The following is an 18,778-nucleotide window of genomic DNA, read 5'->3' as shown; positions in this document are numbered from 1 at the left end:
GGGCCGCCGCGGAGCCGTTCACGAAACCGTCCGGGCGCGGACAGATGACCGGAATGGGGTGTTCCGGGGATCGGCGGGGCAAGGCGGCGGGGGGCGGTCGTAGGGTGGTCGGTATGACCGAGACGGGGGAAAACCGTACGCGGGGCGGGCCGTGGTGGTGGGAGAAACCACGGAGTGCGGTGCTCGACATCGCCCTGGCCGCGGCCTCCGCCGCGGAGTGCGCCCTGCAAGGGCAGGGCTTCGCGGAGGAGACGGGGATCCCGGGGGCTCTCGCGGTGCTCCTGGGCGCCGTCGCGGGGGCCACGCTGGTGCTGCGCCGCCGCTGGCCGATAGCGGTCGTGCTGGTCGCCATCGCCGTCATACCGGCGGAGATGGGCACCTTCCTCGGGGTCGTCGGCCTCTACACGCTCGCCGCCACCGACGTACCGCGCCGGATCACCGGGCTGCTGGCCGGGATGGCCGCCGCCGGGATGCTGGTGATGACCGCCTTCCGGCTCGACCAGAACATCGGGCAGGACCCCGACTTCAACCCCCAGGGCTGGTTCGTCCCGCTGGTCTCGGTCCTCATGTCGATCGGGGTGACGGCACCGCCCGTGCTGCTCGGACTGTACGTCGGAGCGCGGCGGCGGCTCGTGGAGTCGCTGCGCGAGCGCGCCGACGGCCTGGAGCGCGAGCTCTCGCTGCTGGCGGACCGGGCGGAGGAGCGCGCCGAGTGGGCACGCAACGAGGAGCGCACCCGGATCGCCCGGGAGATGCACGACGTGGTCGCCCACCGGGTGAGCCTGATGGTGGTGCACGCGGCGGCGCTGCAGGCGGTGGCGCTCAAGGACCCGGACAAGGCGGCGAAGAACGCCGCACTGGTGGGTGACATGGGGCGGCAGGCCCTCGACGAGCTGCGCACCATGCTGGGTGTGCTGCGCTCCGGTGAGTCGGAGAGACCGGAGCGGACCGGGCGGTTGGAACCCGCCGAGGCCGCCGGTCCCGCTGCGTCCGACGCCGCTGCCGTCTCCGGGGCCTCGCCCGGCCCGGCTGCCGCGCAGGACGACCCCGCCGCTCCCGGGCCCGACCCGGCACCGCCGCCGGCCGGCGCTTCCGGAGCCGCTGCGGCCGAGGCACCCTCGCGGCTGGCCGAGTTCGCGTCCGCGGTCGCCGGACGGGCGGCGGGACAGCCGGCCGCCGGAAGCGCGGAGCGCGGAGCGGACGCCACCACGGCGGCGCCGCGGGGTACGGGGCAGGCCGGTGCGCCGCGCCCGGACAACGGAGCCCCGCACTCCGGACCGCCCTCGCTCGCCCATCTCGACTCGCTGGTCGGCCAGTCGCGCGCCGCCGGGATGGCCGTGGAACTCAGCGTCGAGGGCAGCCCCGACGGAGCCTGCCCGCCGCCGGTCCAGCAGACCGCGTACCGGGTGGTGCAGGAGGCGCTGACCAACGTGCACAAGCATGCGGCCGGAGCCGCGACCCGGGTGCGGGTCGCGCACCGCATGGCGGAGGTCGCGTTGCAGGTCGAGAACGACCCGGCTGCCGACGGTGCGGCCGACGCGGGGCTGCCCAGCGGCGGCAACGGCCTGGTGGGGATGCGGGAGCGGGTGACCGCGCTCGGCGGCGGTTTCGTCTCCGGGCCGACGGACGCGGGCGGCTTCCGGGTCTCGGCGATCATCCCGTACGCGGGTGCGTGAGCGACCGCCCACGCCCCGGCCCGTACGCCGTCATCCGGTACGCCGTCATCCCGTACGGGTGTCCGTGAGCCCGTCCGGCCCGGCGCTCTCCGGCGGGGGGACGACCGGTGGCGGGCCCGCGCTCAGCTTGGCCGGCACCAGCCCCATCAGCAGCGCCGAGAGGGCGGCGTCGAAGTCGGCGCCCAGATACCAGTCGCCGGTCGCGTCGATGCTGTAGACGCGGCGCTCGGCGTCGATGGCCAGCAGCGCCTCGTCCTCGCCCTCGGTGCCGATCGGACAGACCTGGGTGCCCAGCGCCCGGCCCAGGTCGTTGAGTGTGCGTGCCGCGTGCAGTCCGGGGAGCGGGTCGATGTGCACCGGGGACGGCGCGAGATGGCGGCCGGGACCGGTGGGGGTGATGCGGAGCGTGCCGAACTCGGCCCACACCTCGACGGCCGCCGGGAAGACGGCGTGCCGGTGGCCGCCGGGCGAGACATGGCCGCGCAGCGCGTCGGCCCACTGCTCGGCCTGCCGGATGTCCCACCGGCCCGGCTGCCACCCGGCGTTGCGCAGCGGATCGTCGACGGCGACGGGGAAGCGCGTGGTCACTGCGCGCTCTCCCGCGCCGGGTCGACGGCCCGCACCCCGAAGTGGGCCAGCAGTGCCCCGCAGGACCGGCAGGGAGGCGCGTAGCTGCCGTGCAGCGGGTCGCCGTCCTCGCGGATGTGGCGGGCGGTGAGCTTGGCCTGCTTGAGGGCGCGTTTGGCCTCGCCGAGGGTGAGCGGCTTGGGCGGCTTGGGCATGCGGGAGCCCTTGCCGCTGGTGCCCCTGCCGGTCCGGCTGCTCTTGGCGGGGCGGCGGCGCTTGTCCGCGCGGGCCGCCTCGGCGGCGGTCAGATAGCGCGACAGCAGGACCGCTTCGGGGCAGCGGCCGGTCTGGCGGGAGCGCCGCTCCGTGGTGAGGGTGTCGAGGAAGTCCTGCACGAGCGGATGGTGCGCGGGCGCGCGTTCTCCCTTGCTGCCGGTGCAGGTGAGGGTCTCGCCCCGGATCGACAGTGCGGCGGCGACGGCGGGCAGGATGCCGTCACGGCGCTGGAGCAGGACCGGTGCGGTGGCGCTGAGGGAGTCGACAGCGGCTATCCAGCCGATGCGCGGGTCGCCGCCGCTGTACGAGCCGTGCTGCGCCTGCGGCGCTTCCGGCTGCCGCGGTGTGTGCGCCTGTGGTGCCGTGTGCAATGGAGCTTCCTCCCAGAGTGTCCCCTCTGTGCCGGGGCTCGCCCAAGTATGCAGTGTGGCGTACGAGTCGATCATTCCGCGGCGATGTCATGGAATTGTGGCGGTGGTGGCGACGGTGTGAAGGCGGGGCGGGCGGGGCCGGGACGTGCCCGAGCGGTGTGAGGGGTGCGGCGAGGGCACGCGTCCGGTGAACGGGCCGCGGCGCAGGGCCGGTCCGCCGCCGTCCGCCGGGGCCCGCAGGGGGCGGTGTCTGCCCGGCGGCGTACCGCATAGGCTGTTCGGTACCAGTCGGAAGCAGCAGGGAGCCAACGCGATGACGACAGGTCGGCTCGGGGCGGGGGCGCCTACCGGCCCCGAGGGCCAGGGGACCGCCGCCGCACCGCCGAACCGGGCGTACGCCGGGCAGGTCGTGTACTTCCCGGATCCGGTCAGAGCGGCCCGCTACCCCCAGGGGGTGCGTGTCGACCACGACGGATTCCCGGACTTCTCCCCATACGCGCGTGCGGCGGCGGAGATCGCCGAGCCCCCGGAGGGCTTCGGCGGCGACGAACTGCGGCTGACGGACTACGTGTCGGCCAACGCCGCGCTGCACGGCGAGCAGCACGAACTCTGGGCGGACCTGCCCTCCGTCGCGACCCCGCACGGCTGGACGTGGCACCACGTACCGCACAGCCGCCGGATGGAGCTCGTCCCCGTCGAGGTCAAGGCGCTGCTGCGGCACCACGGCGGGCTGGCGACGGCCGCCGTCGACCACGCCAAGACCGGTACCCGCCCCCTCCAGGAGACCCGGCCCGCGCACTTCGCCGTCCCGCACGGCGCCGAACCGGCGGTGACCGAGCGGCAGGTCGCGGACGTCGAGGAGCGGCTGGGCTACCGGCTGCCCGGCGCCTACCGCACGTTCCTGAAGGTGGCGGGCGGCTGCGCCCCGCAGGGCGTCGCGCTCGACGCGGAACTGGGACTGCTGGTGGACCAGCCGTTCCTCACGGTGCGCGACGACGCCGCCGTCAACGACCTCGTCTACGTCAACAAATGCCTGCGCGACCACCTCACCAAGGACTACCTGGGAGTGGGGTTCGTGCAGGGCGGCCTGGTCGCGGTGAAGGCCAGGGGCGAGGCAACCGGAACGGTGTGGTTCTGCGCCTACGACGACGCCCGGGACGCCGACGGCCTACAGGTCCAGGAGCGGGTGGAGCGGCTGCTGCGGCCGTGCGGCGCGGACTTCGACGAGTTCCTGCTGCGGCTGGCGGGCAACCCGCCGGAGTTGGAGACGGTGGCCAACCTGATGGTGGACGGCGGCTTCGCCCGCGCCGTCCCTGTGGAGAGGTGAGAGCGCGATGGTGACCTTGGCGCAAGCCCAGGAGCGCGCCGAGCGCTGGGTCAACGGTGAGGTACCCGCCTACGAGCAGCGCGAGGTGCGGGTCCGCGAGTTCGACCTGGGCTTCGTCGCCTGGGCCGAGGACCGCGCGGGAGCACCGGCCTCGGACAGCGGCGACGTCCGGCTGGTCATCGCCCGCGACAGCGGGGAGACCACGCTGTGGCCCGCGCTGCCGGTGGGCGAGGTCATCCGCCGTTACGAGGAGGAGTACGGCGAGGAGCCGGCCGCCCCGGCCGCCCCGGCCGCGCCGCAGCAGCAGCGGCTCGACCTCGAGGCGACCTCGTTCCTGCTGACGCCTCCCGAATGGCTCCAGCAGGCGGCCGACAAGATGGGCATCCCCGACCGGCGCTCCGACGGCACCCCCGCCCACGCCGACAGCACCCCCGGGCAGGGGACGCCGGGACCCGCCGTGCCGCACACACCGCCCCCCGCCTTCGCCGGCGACACCTCGGGCGGCGCCCCCTCCGGGCCCAGCCCCTGGGACGGCGCCGACACCGGCGGTGCGGGCAGCGGCGAGGCGCAGGCGCCGCCGGCGACCGTGTTCGCGCCGCCGCTGACGGGCGGCGAGGAGGAGGACACTCCGCCGCCGCCGTCCGGCTCGGAGGCGCGTACCGCGCTGCTGCCGGAGGGCAGCGCACTGCCCCGGACCACGGTGTCCCCCGCGCTGGAGGACCCGTACGCTTCCCAGCCCGGCCATGGCCCGCAGCCCGGTGATGAGCCCGCCGGCCAGCACGCCGCCACGGGCGGGCCCCGGCCGGATCCGGCGCAGGCTCCGGCGGCCCCGTACCCGGACCGGGCCTCGCACGGTGGTGCGCCCGACGGCCCCGCGAACGACGCCGGTGCCGACAGCGGCACCGGCGGTGGCGGCACCGGCGGTGTGCACCATGCCGCGACCATGCTGGCCGACCCCTCCCGGGGCGGCCTGCCGATGCCGGGCGCTCCCGACGCGTCCGGAGCCGACGACATCGCGGACGCCGCCACGAGCCGTGCCCCGCAGGGCGCCGTCCCCGGCAAGCAGTCACGCGGCACGGGCCCGTCGGTGCCCCCGCCGCCGGGTGCTCCGGGTGCTCCCGGTTCCCGCTCCGGCGGCCCCGCGACTCCGCCGCCGCCCTCCCCGCCCGGCCCTCCGGGCGGCTCCGGCGGCGGCTATGTGCCCACGCAGATGGTGTCGTCCGACGCGCTGGCCGAGCAGATCAGCCAGAGCGGGCAGCAGCCGAGGGTGGACACGCCGGGCGATCCGGCGACGCCGCCGCCCGGCGGCGGACCCGGCGGTGGCGTGCACCAGGCGGCGACGATGCTCGCCGGTCCCGCCCCCGGCGGCCCCACACCGCCCGGCCCTCCCGGTGCACCGGCCCCCGGTGCGCCTCCCGGCGCACCCGCCATGGGGCCCGGCCCCGGCGGACCGCCCCCCGGTGCCCCGCAGCCCCAGCCGGGCACGCCCACGGTCGGGCCCGGCTACATGGCCGTGCTCCGCTACCGCGCGCCCGACGGCTCCGAGCAGCAGCTCATCCGCCGCTCCGCGCCGGGAACGCCGCACCCGGAGTGGCAGCTGCTGCACGAGTTGCGGGCCATGAACGTGCCCCCGCAGCAGGTCGTCGAGCTCCATACCGAACTGGAGTCCTGCGACCTGCCCGGCGGCTACTGCGCACGCATGGTCCGCGAGACCTGGCCGCAGGTGCGGATCAGCCACACCGCGTCCTACGGCACCGACCACGCCTCGCGGCAGCAGGGCATGCGGCACCTCGTCGAGCACCAGGGCGAGCTGCACCAGGTCGCCGACGGGCCCGCGCGGCCCGCTCCGCAGCGGGTACCGCTGCCGCCGCCCGGCCAGATCCCGCCCGCGCCGCCCATCCCGCCCGACGCCATCGGGCAGGAACTCATGCAGGCGTTCGGCCCCCAGGGCGTCTTCCGCTTCGACCAGCGGGCCGTCTCCCGCCAGGGCGTGCCCGACATCGTGGCGCAGACCCTGGTGTGGGCGGGCGTACCCATCGACATGGGCCCGTTCTTCTGGGGCCAGGCCCAGCCGGGCCGCCCGGTGCCGACCCTGGCCGAGCTGGCCCAGGAGCGCGGGGTGCAGCCGGCCTCCGACGCGGGCTCCTACCTGGTGATGGGGACCGACTTCGGACGGCAGCTGTGTGTGCAGTACGGCTCGGCGAACATCGTGGCCGTGCCGCTGGAGGCGGGGCCCGGCGGGCAGCCCGCGCCCCCGCAGTTCGTGAACACGGGCCTGCCGGAGTTCGTCCGGTGCATGGCCATGCTGGGGCGGATGTGGCGGCTGCGGTTCGGGTTGACGCCGGACCAGGCCGGGCGCTGGACGGTCGACTTCCAGGCCCAGCTCGCCGCCCTCGACGCCGCGGCACTCGCCTCCCCGGAGAACTGGTGGTCCGTGCTGCTGGAGCAGATGTGGGACGGCCTCTTCTGAGCGGCCGCCGCCGTGATGGTGCCCTCGCGATTCGGCTGCCGCCGGTGGGGGGTGCCGTGCGGTGGGGCACGCCCCCTTTGTTTTCCGGCTGCCGCCGAGGGGTCGTGTCGGGGGGCTCTGCCCCCCGACGGCCCCCCGCTAGTGGGCTCCGCCCCCTAGGACCCCCATCCGCACCTGCGGCACCGTCCGGCTCCGGGCACCCGGCGAGGTGCCTCCGCCCCGGGTTGCGGCCGGTGACAACCCTGCGGGTCGCGTCAGAAGGAAAGCGAGCTCGTCTCTTGTGGGATCGGCCCGCAGGGTTGTCACCGGGGGATACCAAGGGCCCGGTGCCGCACGCCGCTGACGGGAGTTGAGGACGACTCCATTTCGCGGCCGGGGGTTCTAGGGGGCGAAGCCACCTAGCGGGGGGCGTTGGGGGCGGAGCCCCCCGACACGGCCTGTCGGCGGCAGCCGAGAGCAGAGGGGGCGTGCCTCCACCACCCGGGAACCCACCACCCCACCGGCGGCAGCCGCAATCGCGCAGCCTGAACGACGGGCGCGCCCCGCGGGAGGCGCTCGCTCTGTCGGCCCAGCGCGGCGGGCACCGCCCCGCGGAGTGCGGGACGCTCGGCTCATGTACGGGGAGAGCAGCACCCTCTACCGCGCGGGTGACCCGCACGGCGGTGGCCGCGGGCGGCGCCGCTGGTGGCGGGTTGTCCTGCTGGTGCTGCTGGTGCTGGCGCTGGCCTGCGGGGCGGGGCTCGCCGGGACCTGGGTGTGGGCGGACGGCCGGGTGCGGCAGACCTCGGCGTTGGGTGATTATCCGGGCCGCCCGCCGCCCGGCCGGGGCACCAATTGGCTGATCATCGGCACCGACACGCGGGCCGACCTCACCCGCGAGCAGCGTGCGGAGCTGCATGTGGGCGGTGGCGGCCAGCGCAACACGGACACGGTGATGGTGCTGCACTACGGCGCGGCGGGCCCGTATCTGGTGAGCATTCCGCGGGATTCCTACGTGCCCGTTCCGGGCCACGGCCGCGACAAGATCAATTCGGCGTACGCGCGGGGCGGTCCGCGGCTGCTCACCCGCACCGTGGAGCAGGCGACGGGGCTGCGGCTGGACCACTATGCCGAGATCGACTTCCTCGGCTTCACGCGTGTCGTCGATGCGCTCGACGGGGTGCGGGTCTGTCTGAGGAAGCCGCTGCGCGACGAGAAGGCGGGCGCCGATCTGCCCGCCGGCTGCGGGAACCTCGACGGCAGGCAGGCGTTGGCCTATGTGCGGGCGCGCTACAGCGACCCGGAGGGGGACCTGGGACGGGTCAAGCGGCAGCGCCGGCTGCTGAGTGCGCTCGTCCGGGAGGGGACGGGGCCGGCGACGGTGGGGAACCCGTTCCGGTTCTATCCGTTCCTCGGCTCGGCGCTGGAGGCGGTCACCGTCGACGAGGGCAGCTCCGTCCTGTCACTCACACGAATGGGCTGGAAGATCAGGCGGCTGACGGAGGGCGACGGGGGGACGACGACGGTGCCGGTGGCGAACCCCGGGCTCAGCGTGCCCGGTACCGGAAGCGTGGTCGTGTGGGAGCCATCCGGGTCACGTTCTCTTTTTCATCAGTTGCGGCAGGATGTGCCGATTACGGCAACCGCGGTGAAGTAGCGCATCCTGGGCCGGGCCGGTCTCGGACGTGACTGTCGGGATCGTCGGATCGCCAGAGAGTGACGGGACAGCCGAGATAAGGGGCTCGATATGAGTGCGTCGTCGCCGCACGGCTTCACTGTTGTCCGGGGCCGCGGGTACCGGTCCGAACAGGTCGACGGCCGTGTGACCGAGCTGAACGCGGAACGCGAGGCCGCCTGGCACCGCACCGCGCAGCTCACCCAGCTCGCCCAGGAGCTGGCCGAGGAGGCGGAGCGGCTCCGTGGTGTCGCCGCCGCACTGCCCCCGCAGACCTTCGAGGCCCTGGGCGCCCGCGCCCAGGGCATCCTCGCGACCACCGAGTCGGAGGCGGCCGATCTCAGGGCGGCGGCCGACACCGCGGCGCAGCAGCTGACCGAGCGCGCCGAGGAGGAGGCCCGCTCGGTGCGGGACACCGCCCGCGAGGCGGCGGCGCGCCGCCGCGCGGACGCCGAGGCCGCCGCCGCCAGAACGCTGGACGCCGCCCAGGACCGGGCCGACGAGCTGCGCTCCGAGGCCCGGACGCAGGCCGAGAAGATCGGCCAGGACGCGTCCGAGGCGCTGCAGGAGATGTCCCGCAGGTGCGCGGCGCTCCTCACGGAGCAGGAGAAGGAGCATGCGGCCCGGGCGGACGCCTTCGACCGGGAGCTGGCCGAGAAGGAGGCCGAGTTCCAGGCGTGGGCGGCCGACCTGGAGGAACGCGGGGAGCGGGCGCTCGCCGACGCCCGGCGGGAGCACGCGGAGGCGGAGGAGGCGGCGCGGCACCGGCAGGAGGACGCGGAGGCGCGCGGTGCCGAGCTGGTCGCGGAGGCGCGGGTGCGGGCGGAGGGTGTCGAACGGGAGACCGAGCGGGTGCTGCGGGAGCACGCCGAGCGGTCCGAGGAACTGCGGGAGCACATGGCGCACGTCCGCTCCTCGCTCGCGACGCTGACCGGGCGGGCTCCGGACGACCCGGCGCTTCCGGCGCAGCAGTCGGCCCCGGCCGCCGACTGAGCGGCCGTACCCCGGTGGGGCGGGGAGCCGGGTGGTCCGGCCCCTGCCGCACCGGTGCGTGCCCGGGGGCGGCGGTGTGCGGCAGCGGCGCGACGGCGCCGGGGTGTCACCGGTGCGGCGTACGCTGGGAGTGTCCCGGTTCGCTTGCGAGCCGGGCTCTTCGTCGTGCGCGCTCCGCGGAGGGGCCGCGCACGAGGACCCCGCGCCCCCGGACGGAAAGCCGAAAGCGAAGCCCTCATGAGCCTGCACGGTCTGCTCGACGCCGTCACCAAGGACCCCGCGCTGGAGGAGGCTGTCGCTGCCGCCGCCGACGGCAACCGGCACCACGTCGACCTCGTCGGTCCGGCGGCGGCCCGCCCCTTCGCCGTCGCGGCGCTGGCCCGGTCCGCCGGGCGGCCGGTGCTGGCGGTCACGGCGACCGGCCGGGAGGCGGAGGATCTGGGGGCCGCGCTGCGTTCCCTCCTCCCGGAGGAGGGCGTGGTCGAGTACCCCTCCTGGGAGACGCTGCCGCACGAGCGGCTCAGCCCCCGGTCGGACACCGTGGGGCGGCGCCTCGCGGTGCTGCGCCGGCTGGCGCACCCAGACCCGGACGACCCGGCCACCGGGCCGGTCTCGGTCGTCGTCGCGCCGATCCGCTCGGTGCTGCAACCCCAGGTCAAGGGGCTGGGCGAGCTGGTGCCCGTGGCGCTCAAGCAGGGGCAGAGCGCCGATCTGGACGAGGTCGTGGACGCGCTGTCGGCCGCCGCGTACGGGCGCGTGGAGCTGGTGGAGAAGCGCGGCGACTTCGCGGTCCGCGGCGGCATCCTGGACGTCTTCCCGCCCACCGAGGAGCACCCGCTCCGGGTGGAGTTCTGGGGCGACGAGGTGGAGGAGGTCCGCTACTTCAAGGTCGCCGACCAGCGCTCGCTGGAGATCGCGGAGCACGGGCTGTGGGCCCCGCCGTGCCGCGAGCTGCTGCTCACCCCCGAGGTGCGGCGGCGTGCGGCCGAGCTGGCCGAGGACCATGCTGAGCTGCACGAGCTTCTCGGCCGGATCGCCGAGGGGATCGCGGTGGACGGCATGGAGTCGCTGGCGCCGGTGCTGGTGGACGAGATGGAGCTGCTGCTGGACGTGCTGCCCGCGGGCAGCATGACGCTGGTGTGCGACCCGGAGCGGGTGCGCACCCGGGCCGCCGACCTGGTGGCGACCAGCCAGGAGTTCCTGCAGGCGTCCTGGGCGGCCACCGCCGGTGCGGGGGACGGGGACGGTGCGCAGGCCCCCATCGACGTGGGGGCCGCCTCGCTGCGCGGGATCGCCGAGGTGCGGGAGCACGCCCGCGAACTGGGCATGATGTGGTGGACGGTCAGCCAGTTCGCTGCGGACACCGAGCTGACCGGCGCGGACGAGGACGACGGCGACGTGCTCCAGCTCGGCATGCACGCGCCCGAGACCTACCGCGGGGACACCGCCCGGGCGCTCGCCGACACCAAGGACTGGCTGTCGCGGGGCTGGCAGTGCGTGTACGTCACCGAGGCGCACGGCCCGGCGGCCCGCACCGTGGAGGTGCTGGGTGCGGAGGGCGTCCCGGCGCGGCTGGCGGGAGCCGAGCCGGCGCCTGCCCCGTCGGTGGTGACCGTGGCGTGCGGGTCCCTCGACAATGGCTTCGTCGCCCCGGAGCTGAAGCTGGCGGTGCTGACCGAGACGGATCTGTCCGGGCAGAAGGCCGCGGGCAAGGACGGCACCCGGATGCCGGCCCGCCGCCGCAAGCAGATCGACCCGTTGACGTTGCAGCCGGGCGACTTCATCGTGCACGAGCAGCACGGCGTGGGCCGCTACATCGAGATGGTGCAGCGCACGGTGCAGGGCGCCACCCGCGAATATCTGCTGGTGGAGTACGCGCCCGCCAAGCGCGGCCAGCCCGGCGACCGGCTGTTCGTGCCGACCGACCAGCTGGAGCAGATCACCAAGTACGTGGGCGGCGAGCAGCCCACCCTGCACCGGCTGGGCGGTGCCGACTGGACGAAGACCAAGGCGCGGGCCAAGAAGGCCGTCAAGGAGATCGCCGCCGATCTGATCAAGCTGTACAGCGCGCGGATGGCGGCGCCGGGGCACGCGTTCGGCGCGGACTCGCCGTGGCAGCGGGAGTTGGAGGACGCGTTCCCGTACGCGGAGACGCCGGATCAGCTCACCACCATCGGCGAGGTCAAGGAGGACATGGAGAAGTCGGTCCCGATGGACCGGCTGATCTGCGGCGACGTCGGGTACGGCAAAACGGAGATCGCCGTGCGGGCCGCGTTCAAGGCGGTGCAGGACGGCAAGCAGGTGGCCGTCCTGGTGCCGACGACGCTGCTGGTGCAGCAGCACTTCTCCACGTTCTCCGAACGCTACGGCCAGTTCCCGGTCAACGTGCGCGCGCTCTCCCGGTTCCAGACCGACACCGAGGCGCGGGCCACGCTGGACGGGCTGCGGGACGGCACCATCGACGTGGTCATCGGCACCCACCGGCTGTTCTCCTCGGAGACGAAGTTCAAGGAGCTGGGCCTGGTCATCGTCGACGAGGAGCAGCGGTTCGGTGTGGAGCACAAGGAGCAGCTGAAGAAGCTGCGGGCCAACGTGGACGTGCTGACGATGTCCGCGACGCCGATCCCGCGCACCCTGGAGATGGCGGTCACCGGCATCCGCGAGATGTCCACCATCACCACGCCGCCCGAGGAGCGGCACCCGGTGCTCACCTTCGTCGGCCCGTTCGAGGAGAAGCAGATCGGTGCGGCGATCCGCCGTGAGCTGCTGCGCGAGGGGCAGGTCTTCTACATCCACAACCGGGTCGAGTCCATCGACCGCGCCGCGGCCCGGCTGCGGCAGATCGTCCCGGAGGCCCGGATCGCCACCGCGCACGGGCAGATGACCGAACAGGCGCTGGAGCAGGTGGTCGTCGACTTCTGGGAGAAGAAGTTCGACGTGCTCGTCTCCACCACCATCGTGGAGAACGGCATCGACATCTCCAACGCCAACACCCTCATCGTCGAACGCGGCGACACCTTCGGACTCAGCCAGCTCCACCAGTTGCGCGGCCGGGTGGGCCGCGGGCGGGACCGCGGCTACGCCTACTTCCTCTACCCGCCGGAGAAGCCGCTGACGGAGACCGCCCACGAGCGGCTGGCCACCATCGCCCAGCACACCGAGATGGGTGCGGGCATGTACGTGGCGATGAAGGACCTGGAGATCCGCGGCGCGGGCAATCTGCTCGGCGGTGAGCAGTCCGGGCACATCGCTGGGGTCGGCTTCGATCTGTATGTGCGGATGGTCGGCGAGGCGGTCGCCGACTATCGCGCGGCGCTGGAGGCCGGGGAGGCCGGCCCGGTGGAGGAGGCGCCGCTGGAGGTCAAGATCGAGCTGCCGGTCGACGCGCACGTCCCGCACGACTACGCGCCGGGGGAGCGGCTGCGGCTGCAGGCGTACCGTGCGATCGCGTCGGCGAACACCGAGGAGGACATCGCCGCCGTCCGCGAGGAGCTGACCGACCGCTACGGGCCGCTGCCCGAGCCGGTGGAGAACCTGCTGCTCGTCGCCGGGCTGCGGATGCTGGCCCGGTCGGCGGGCGTCACCGACATCACCCTCCAGGGCGACAAGGTGCGGTTCGGCCCGGTCGAGCTGCGGGAGTCGCAGGAGCTGCGGCTCAAGCGGGTCTACCCGGGCTCGGTCATCAAGCAGGCCACCCGGCAGGTGCTGGTACCGCGCCCCAAGCCCGGCACCATCGGTGCCAAGCCCCTCGCGGGCCGGGATCTGCTGGCCTGGGCGGGCGAGTTCCTCACCACCGTGCCGGCCTCCTGACGGCCTGGGGACGCCTGGCCCGGGCCTCCTGGGTCCCGGGCCCGCTGCCCGGGTCTCCCGGGCCCGGGTCTCCGGGCCTGGCCGGGGCCCCGAAGGGCCGGGCGCCGCTCGCTCCGTGCGGCGTCCGACCCGTGCGGCTGCGCGGTCGGCATCCCGCGGGGGCGGCGTCAGCGGACCGACACCACCGCGGGCGGGGCGCCCTGGTCGAGTTCCTTGTCGATCTCGTCGGCGGCGTCGCCGAACGCGGTGACGACGGTGATCAGCCCCCAGATGCCGAGCGCGAACGCCGCGAGCGAGAGCAGCACTCCGGCCAGCGCCGTCTTCCCGTTGTCCGCCAGGCCCTTCTTGGCGCGGGAGCGACCGACCAGGCCCAGGACGAGGCCGATCAGGCCGAGGGTGCCGGAGAGCCAGAAGAGGATGGGCACCAGTCCGGAGAGTGCTCCGACCAGGCCGAGGATGAGTGCGGCGAGACCGAGGCCGTTGCGGGGCGCGGTGGCGGGCGGGGCGGGGTGGCCGGAGGCGTGGTGTGCGTGCGACATGGGTGTCCCCCCTGGGAGCGGTGGTGTCGGACGGGTTGGTGGGGCGAGGCGCGGCGGGTGCCGGTGCGCGGTCAGAGCGAGAGGCTCCACTGCGCGGGCTCGGTCTCGAAGTCGTTCACGCTGACCTCGATGTCGAGCGTCTTGGCGGTGGGTGCCGCGTCGAAGCCGTAGGTGGCGGTGGCGCGCTTGCCGGGCAGCAGTTGCCCGGTGAAGCCGTTGCCGACGGTCTCGCCGTCGAAGATCCCCGCGGTCGTCTCGCCGTCCTTGCCCTCGCGGGCGCCGACCGTGACCAGCGCGGTGTCGATCTTGGCGTCGCCGGTGTTCTCCAGCGTCACGCGCACCTTGTACGCGTGCTTTCCGGACTTGTGGCCTGCTGCGTACGCGGAGGGTGTGAACCGTGCGGGTGCCGCGACGGTCACTTCGAGGCCCTTGTCGCGGTAGACGGCGGACTCGCCCGCGGCGCGCGGACCGGCCTCGCCGCCGGAGCCGCCCGAGGTGCCCGCCTGCTTGTCCGCCCCTTTCCCGTGCTTGCTCTTCCCGGTGGCCTTGGCGGCACGGGACTTGCCGGTGGTGGGTTCCTCCAGGGAACAGGCGCCGAGCGCGCCGAGCGCGAGCACCGTCGTGGCGGTGACGGCGGCGGTGAACAGCGGGTGCCTGCGGGGCAGTGCGCGTGCGGGCATGACGCGACCTCCGGTCGAGAAGTGTGAGCGGACCGGTTCGCCGTGTTGTGAACCGGTGGACTAATCACAGCAGTGCCTGTGAATCGAGTCAACATGAAATACTTGACCTGTGAAAATTCACGCCGTGAACGGAGAGGGGCGCCGGTCCGGTGGGTATGCTCGTGCGGACCGCCACGGCCCACGGCGGCATGTGAACGGGGCGGCCGAACAGTGAACGGGAGGAATCCGGTGTCGGACGGCGCGGAAGTGACAGCAGCGGCCATCGCCCGGCTCGCCGGTGTCGGCAGAGCCGCGGTCAGCAACTGGCGGCGGCGCTACACCGACTTCCCCCGACCCGTCGGCGGCACCGAGGCCAGCCCGGCCTTCTCCCTCGCCGACGTCGAGAGCTGGCTCCGCGACCACGGAAAACTCGCCGAAGCCCCGCTGCGGGAGCAGGTGCGCCGCCGGCTGGAGAGCGCCCCGGAGGGACACGGCCCGGCCCTGGTACGCGCCGGTGAGCACCTGGCGGGACTCCGCGAACTGCTGGACACCGACCCCGTCGCCGAGGCGCGCGGCGCCCTCGACCGGATGCTGCGCGAGACCGGCCCCGCCGCCGCGTTCGAGCAGCTCCTCGCCGACTACTTCGAAGCCAACCCCCGCCAGTACAGCCTCACCCCGGCGCCGACGGCCGCGCTCATGGCCCGCCTCGCCGGGCCGGGCGAGTCGGTGCTCGACCCGGCGTGCGGCTCCGCCGAACTGCTGGCCGCAGCCGCTTCGGGTGCGGCGGACGCCTCGGGCGGCCCCGGTGCGTCCGGCGGCCCCGGCGCGCTGTACGGCCAGGAGACCGATCCGCTGCTCGCCCGGCTGGCCGCCCTCCGCCTCACCCTGCGGACGGCCGCCGCCGCGGGCCGCTGCGCCGTCGACGTCCGCACCGAGGACGCCCTGCGCACCGAACCCCCCGCCGACGCGCCGCCGGTGGCCGCCGTGCTGTGCCACCCGCCGTACAACGAGCGCAACTGGGGCCACGACGAACTGGCCTACGACCCCCGCTGGGCCTACGGGCTGCCCGCCCGCACCGAATCCGAACTGGCCTGGGTGCAGCACGCGCTGGCGCGGCTGCGCCCCGGGGGAACGGCGGTGCTGCTGTTGCCGCCCGCGGTCGCCGCCCGCCGCACGGGCCGCCGGGTGCGCGCTGCGCTGCTGCGCAAGGGTGCGCTGCGCGCGCTCCTCGCGCTGCCGCCGGGCGCCGCCGCACCGCACAGCCTGCCCCTCCACCTGTGGGTGCTGCGCAAGCCGGACGGTGCCGCGGACGCCGCTTCCCGGCTGCTGCTGATGGACGCCGCGGGGGGCCGCACGGAGGGTGCGGAGCCGCCGTCCTGGGAGCGGACGGCAGCCGACGTGCTGGCCGCGTGGCGGGCGCACGACGCCGGGGAGAGCGTCCCCGAACAGCCCGGGGTGTGCGCCACCCTGCCGGTGATCGACCTGCTGGACGAGGAGGTCGACCTCAGTCCGGCCCGCCATCTGCTGCCGAGCGGCACCGGTACGGACGCGGCGGCGCTCGCCTCCGTCCGCGCCGAGCTGGAACGCACCCTGCGCCGGACCCTCGAGCTGACCGCCGACGACGACCCGGCCCTGCCGGACCGGCGGTCCGCGGCACCCGGCTCCGCGGCGCTGCCCGAGGCCACCGTCGGCGAACTCGCCCGCACCGGAGCGCTGGAGGTCCACCTGGCGACGGCCGACCCCGTCACCACCGTGCCGGGCGACATCGTCATCCCCGTGCAGGGCCGGGGCGCCGCCTACGTCGTCGCCCAGGGGGAAGGCGGGGCCCGGCTGGGCAAGCCGCTGTGCCTGCTGCGACCCGACCCGGCGGCGCTGGACGCCTGGTTCGTCGCCGGGTTCCTGCGCTCGACGGCCAACACCCGGCAGGCCAGCAGCTACGCCTCCAGCTCCTCCCGGATCGACGTGCGCCGGCTTCGGCTGCCCCGGCTGCCGCTGGAGCGGCAGCGGGCGTACGGGGAGCACTTCCGGCTGCTCGCCGAGTTCGAGGCCGCGCTGCGGCGCGTGGGCGAGCTGGGCGAGGAGTTCGTCCAGGGCATGTTCGACGGCCTCGCCGACGGCACGGTGCCACCGGCCCGAACGCCCCGCTGAACACCGCTCCGAACTCTGCTCCGAACACCGCTCCGGTCGCCGGCCGGCAGGCCCGCCCGCGGGCCGGACCGCGGTGCGCACGCGCCTCGGCCCCGGCGCGAACGGGGGCTGCCCGCCGGGGGAGTTGACAACGATTCCGCCTACCTTGGCCGCCGCGTATCCGGGAGTCCGTACCGGTGTATACGCTCACCTCCTGCCTTGTCCGCTGCTGTCCCACGCAGGAGGAAAGATGTACGGCCCGGCCGCGTCCCAGCCACCGCAGCCGCCGCGGCAGCCCCAGCCCGGTGCGGCGCGTCCCGGGGGCACGCGTGCCCTCCTGGTGCGGATCGCCTTCGCGTCGTTCCCGCTCTGGTCGCTGGGGCTGCTGGCCTGGGTCCCGTCGCTGCGGTTCGCGATCCTGCGGCGGCGGCCGCTGGACTGGGCGGTGTTCGCGGGGGCCTGCGTGCTGACGGCGGTCTACATCCTGCTGCTCTTCGTGGTGCCGGAGACGAAGCCCGGTGAGGAGGGCAACGCGCAGCTCGGCGCCGGCGTGTACATCGTGCTGCTGATCGGCGGTGCCGTCGTGCACGCCGTACTCGCCGACCGCGCGCCGCGTGCGCCCCGATTCGGGCCCGCGCCGACCCTGTACGCGCCGACGGCGGGGCCGTACGCCGCCCCGGCGCAACCGGCGCCCGCACCTGCCACCCCGTACGGCGGTGCCGCACCGTACGCCCCCACCGTGTCCGCGCCTCCGAACCCCCACCAGGCCCCCCACCCGCACCAGAACCCGCGGCAGGACCCGCACCCCGGTTCCGTGCCGCCCGCCTCTCCGCGGATGCGGCAGGTCGCCTCCGAGCTCGACGAACTCGGCGAGCTGCTCCGCCGCAACCAGCCCGGCGCCGGTTCCGAGCACCGGCCCGGGACCCGGGACCCCCGGCAGCAGCAGTCCGGCCCCTGGGACCGGGCGTGAGGCCCGGGCGGCTGATCGCGGGCCGGTACGAGCTGTCCGAACCGCTCGGCAAGGGCGGCATGGGCCAGGTGTGGGGCGCACTCGACACCGGGCTGGGCGGCCGCTCCGTCGCGGTCAAGCTGGCGCACTCCGAGCGGATGGCCTCCCTCGTGCGCAGCGCCGACCCGGAAGAGCTGCGGCGCCGCTTCGCGCGCGAGTGCCGGGTGACCGCGCAGCTCGACCATCCGGGGCTGGTGACCGTCTACGACGCGGGTCAGGACGGCGAGGAGCTGTACCTGGTGATGCAGCGGCTGGACGGCAGCGACCTGGCCGACCACCTGGCCGAGCGCGAGCCGTACCCGTGGCAGTGGGCCGTCGCGGTCGCCGCGCAGCTGTGTTCCGCGCTCGCGGCCGTGCACGCCGTGGGCATCGTCCACCGCGATCTGAAGCCCGGCAACGTGATGGTCCGGCCGGACGGCCGCGTCGTCATCCTCGACCTGGGCATCGCCTCGGTCGGCGCCCCCGACGTCACCCGGCTGACGCGCACCGGCGCGCTGGTGGGCACCCCCGTCTACATGGCGCCCGAACAGGCCACCGGCGGGTCGGCCGTCGGCCCGGGGGCCGACCTGTACGCGCTGGGCGTGGTGCTGTACGAACTCCTCGCCCGCCGCACCCCGTTCGAGGCACCCGAGGCCGCCGGGCTGCTCTACAAGAAGCTGCACGAGGAACCGGAGGCGCTGGAGCTGCTGTGCCCGGACGTCCCCGCGCCGCTGCCCGGCCTCGTCAGCCGGCTGCTCGACCGCGACCCCGCCCGGCGGCCCGCCGACGCGCACGAGGTGCACGCCGCTCTCGCCCCGCTGCTGCCCCGTCCCGGGGAGCGCGCTCCCGGACCGCCGCTCGATCCCACCCGCCCGTTCCTGGCCCCGGCGGCGCCCTGGCCGCCGCGCCGGCCGGCGGGCCGGGGGCCCGGCCCCGAGGGGGATCTGAACGCGGTGCTGGAGGACATCCGGCGGCTGCTGGGCGCGGGCCGCTACGCGGAGGTCGCCGCGCTGCTGGGCCGCGCCCTTCCGGCGGCGGTCACCACCTACGGCGAGAGCTCGCCCATCGTCCGCACCCTGCGCAAGCAGTACGCCACCGTCCTGGTGGACACCGGGCGGTACGCGCAGGCGCTGCCCGAACTCTCCGCCCTGCTGCGCGACCTGATCGGCGAACGCGGCATGCACGACCCCGCGGTGGCCCAGCTGCTGCAGGACGAGGCGCACTGCCGCCACCAACTGGCGTCTCCGGCGGGCCGCACCCCGTACTGATCCCCCGTCTGCCGCCGCCGGGCCGCCCCGGGAGCGCCCTCCGGGACCGCCGC

At 75.0% G+C, this 18,778-nt stretch carries 13 protein-coding genes; 9 read left to right on the top strand and 4 right to left on the bottom strand.

Annotated elements, in window-relative coordinates:
* Positions 1-113: 113 nt before the first annotated feature.
* A complete protein-coding gene (locus ACFYMO_RS24915) occupies positions 114-1,676 on the top strand; it encodes a histidine kinase (protein WP_366774566.1) in 1,563 nt (520 codons plus the stop codon).
* Positions 1,677-1,721: 45 nt separating this feature from the next.
* On the opposite strand, the gene ACFYMO_RS24910 is transcribed toward ACFYMO_RS24915, so the two are convergent.
* Positions 1,722-2,264, bottom strand: coding sequence for an SUKH-3 domain-containing protein (locus ACFYMO_RS24910; RefSeq protein WP_366774564.1), 543 nt, complete (start codon positions 2,262-2,264; stop codon positions 1,722-1,724).
* Complete coding sequence (locus ACFYMO_RS24905; protein ID WP_388549024.1) at positions 2,261-2,890, bottom strand: YwqJ-related putative deaminase; 630 nt, start codon at positions 2,888-2,890, stop codon at positions 2,261-2,263. The genes ACFYMO_RS24910 and ACFYMO_RS24905 overlap by 4 nt, the downstream gene beginning before the upstream one ends.
* Before the next feature lie 313 nt (positions 2,891-3,203).
* Here ACFYMO_RS24905 and ACFYMO_RS24900 point away from each other — a divergent pair, with 313 nt between their 5' ends.
* The 5 genes from ACFYMO_RS24900 to mfd all read left to right on the top strand — a co-directional run bounded on the left by ACFYMO_RS24900 (position 3,204) and on the right by mfd (position 13,144).
* A complete protein-coding gene (locus ACFYMO_RS24900; RefSeq protein WP_366774563.1) occupies positions 3,204-4,217 on the top strand; it encodes an SMI1/KNR4 family protein in 1,014 nt (337 codons plus the stop codon).
* A 7-nt stretch (positions 4,218-4,224) separates the two neighbouring features.
* A complete protein-coding gene (locus tag ACFYMO_RS24895) occupies positions 4,225-6,687 on the top strand; it encodes an SUKH-4 family immunity protein (RefSeq protein ID WP_388549021.1) in 2,463 nt (820 codons plus the stop codon).
* A 613-nt stretch (positions 6,688-7,300) separates the two neighbouring features.
* Positions 7,301-8,323 carry an LCP family protein gene (locus ACFYMO_RS24890; protein WP_366774561.1) on the top strand — a complete coding sequence of 341 codons (1,023 nt, stop codon included), beginning with the start codon at positions 7,301-7,303 and terminating at the stop codon, positions 8,321-8,323.
* Between the two features lie 90 nt (positions 8,324-8,413).
* A complete protein-coding gene (locus ACFYMO_RS24885) occupies positions 8,414-9,334 on the top strand; it encodes a cellulose-binding protein (RefSeq protein ID WP_366774560.1) in 921 nt (306 codons plus the stop codon).
* Positions 9,335-9,571: 237 nt separating this feature from the next.
* Positions 9,572-13,144, top strand: a complete 3,573-nt coding sequence (mfd, locus tag ACFYMO_RS24880) for a transcription-repair coupling factor (protein WP_388549017.1) — start codon at positions 9,572-9,574, stop codon at positions 13,142-13,144.
* A gap of 167 nt (positions 13,145-13,311) precedes the next feature.
* Here mfd and ACFYMO_RS24875 read toward each other — a convergent pair whose 3' ends face one another.
* Together ACFYMO_RS24875 and ACFYMO_RS24870 are read right to left on the bottom strand one after the other, a co-directional pair.
* Positions 13,312-13,683 (bottom strand): hypothetical protein, encoded by a 372-nt coding sequence (locus ACFYMO_RS24875; protein WP_388549014.1) that lies wholly within the window; start codon positions 13,681-13,683, stop codon positions 13,312-13,314.
* Positions 13,684-13,754: 71 nt separating this feature from the next.
* Complete coding sequence (locus tag ACFYMO_RS24870) at positions 13,755-14,363, bottom strand: hypothetical protein (protein WP_366774558.1); 609 nt, start codon at positions 14,361-14,363, stop codon at positions 13,755-13,757.
* A gap of 228 nt (positions 14,364-14,591) precedes the next feature.
* Here ACFYMO_RS24870 and ACFYMO_RS24865 point away from each other — a divergent pair, with 228 nt between their 5' ends.
* From ACFYMO_RS24865 to ACFYMO_RS24855, 3 genes are all read left to right on the top strand, one after another.
* Entirely contained in the window at positions 14,592-16,490 is a 1,899-nt protein-coding gene (locus tag ACFYMO_RS24865) for an N-6 DNA methylase (RefSeq protein ID WP_388549011.1), read from the top strand.
* A gap of 229 nt (positions 16,491-16,719) precedes the next feature.
* Positions 16,720-17,439 (top strand): hypothetical protein, encoded by a 720-nt coding sequence (locus ACFYMO_RS24860; protein ID WP_366774556.1) that lies wholly within the window; start codon positions 16,720-16,722, stop codon positions 17,437-17,439.
* A complete protein-coding gene (locus tag ACFYMO_RS24855) occupies positions 17,436-18,725 on the top strand; it encodes a serine/threonine-protein kinase (protein ID WP_366774555.1) in 1,290 nt (429 codons plus the stop codon). Before ACFYMO_RS24860 ends, ACFYMO_RS24855 begins: the two co-directional genes overlap by 4 nt.
* Positions 18,726-18,778: the final 53 nt, after the last annotated feature.

The organism is Streptomyces sp. NPDC007025, assembly GCF_042869455.1.
Classification (GTDB): Bacteria; Actinomycetota; Actinomycetes; order Streptomycetales; family Streptomycetaceae; genus Streptomyces.
This window is presented reverse-complemented; position numbering and strand designations above follow the sequence as displayed.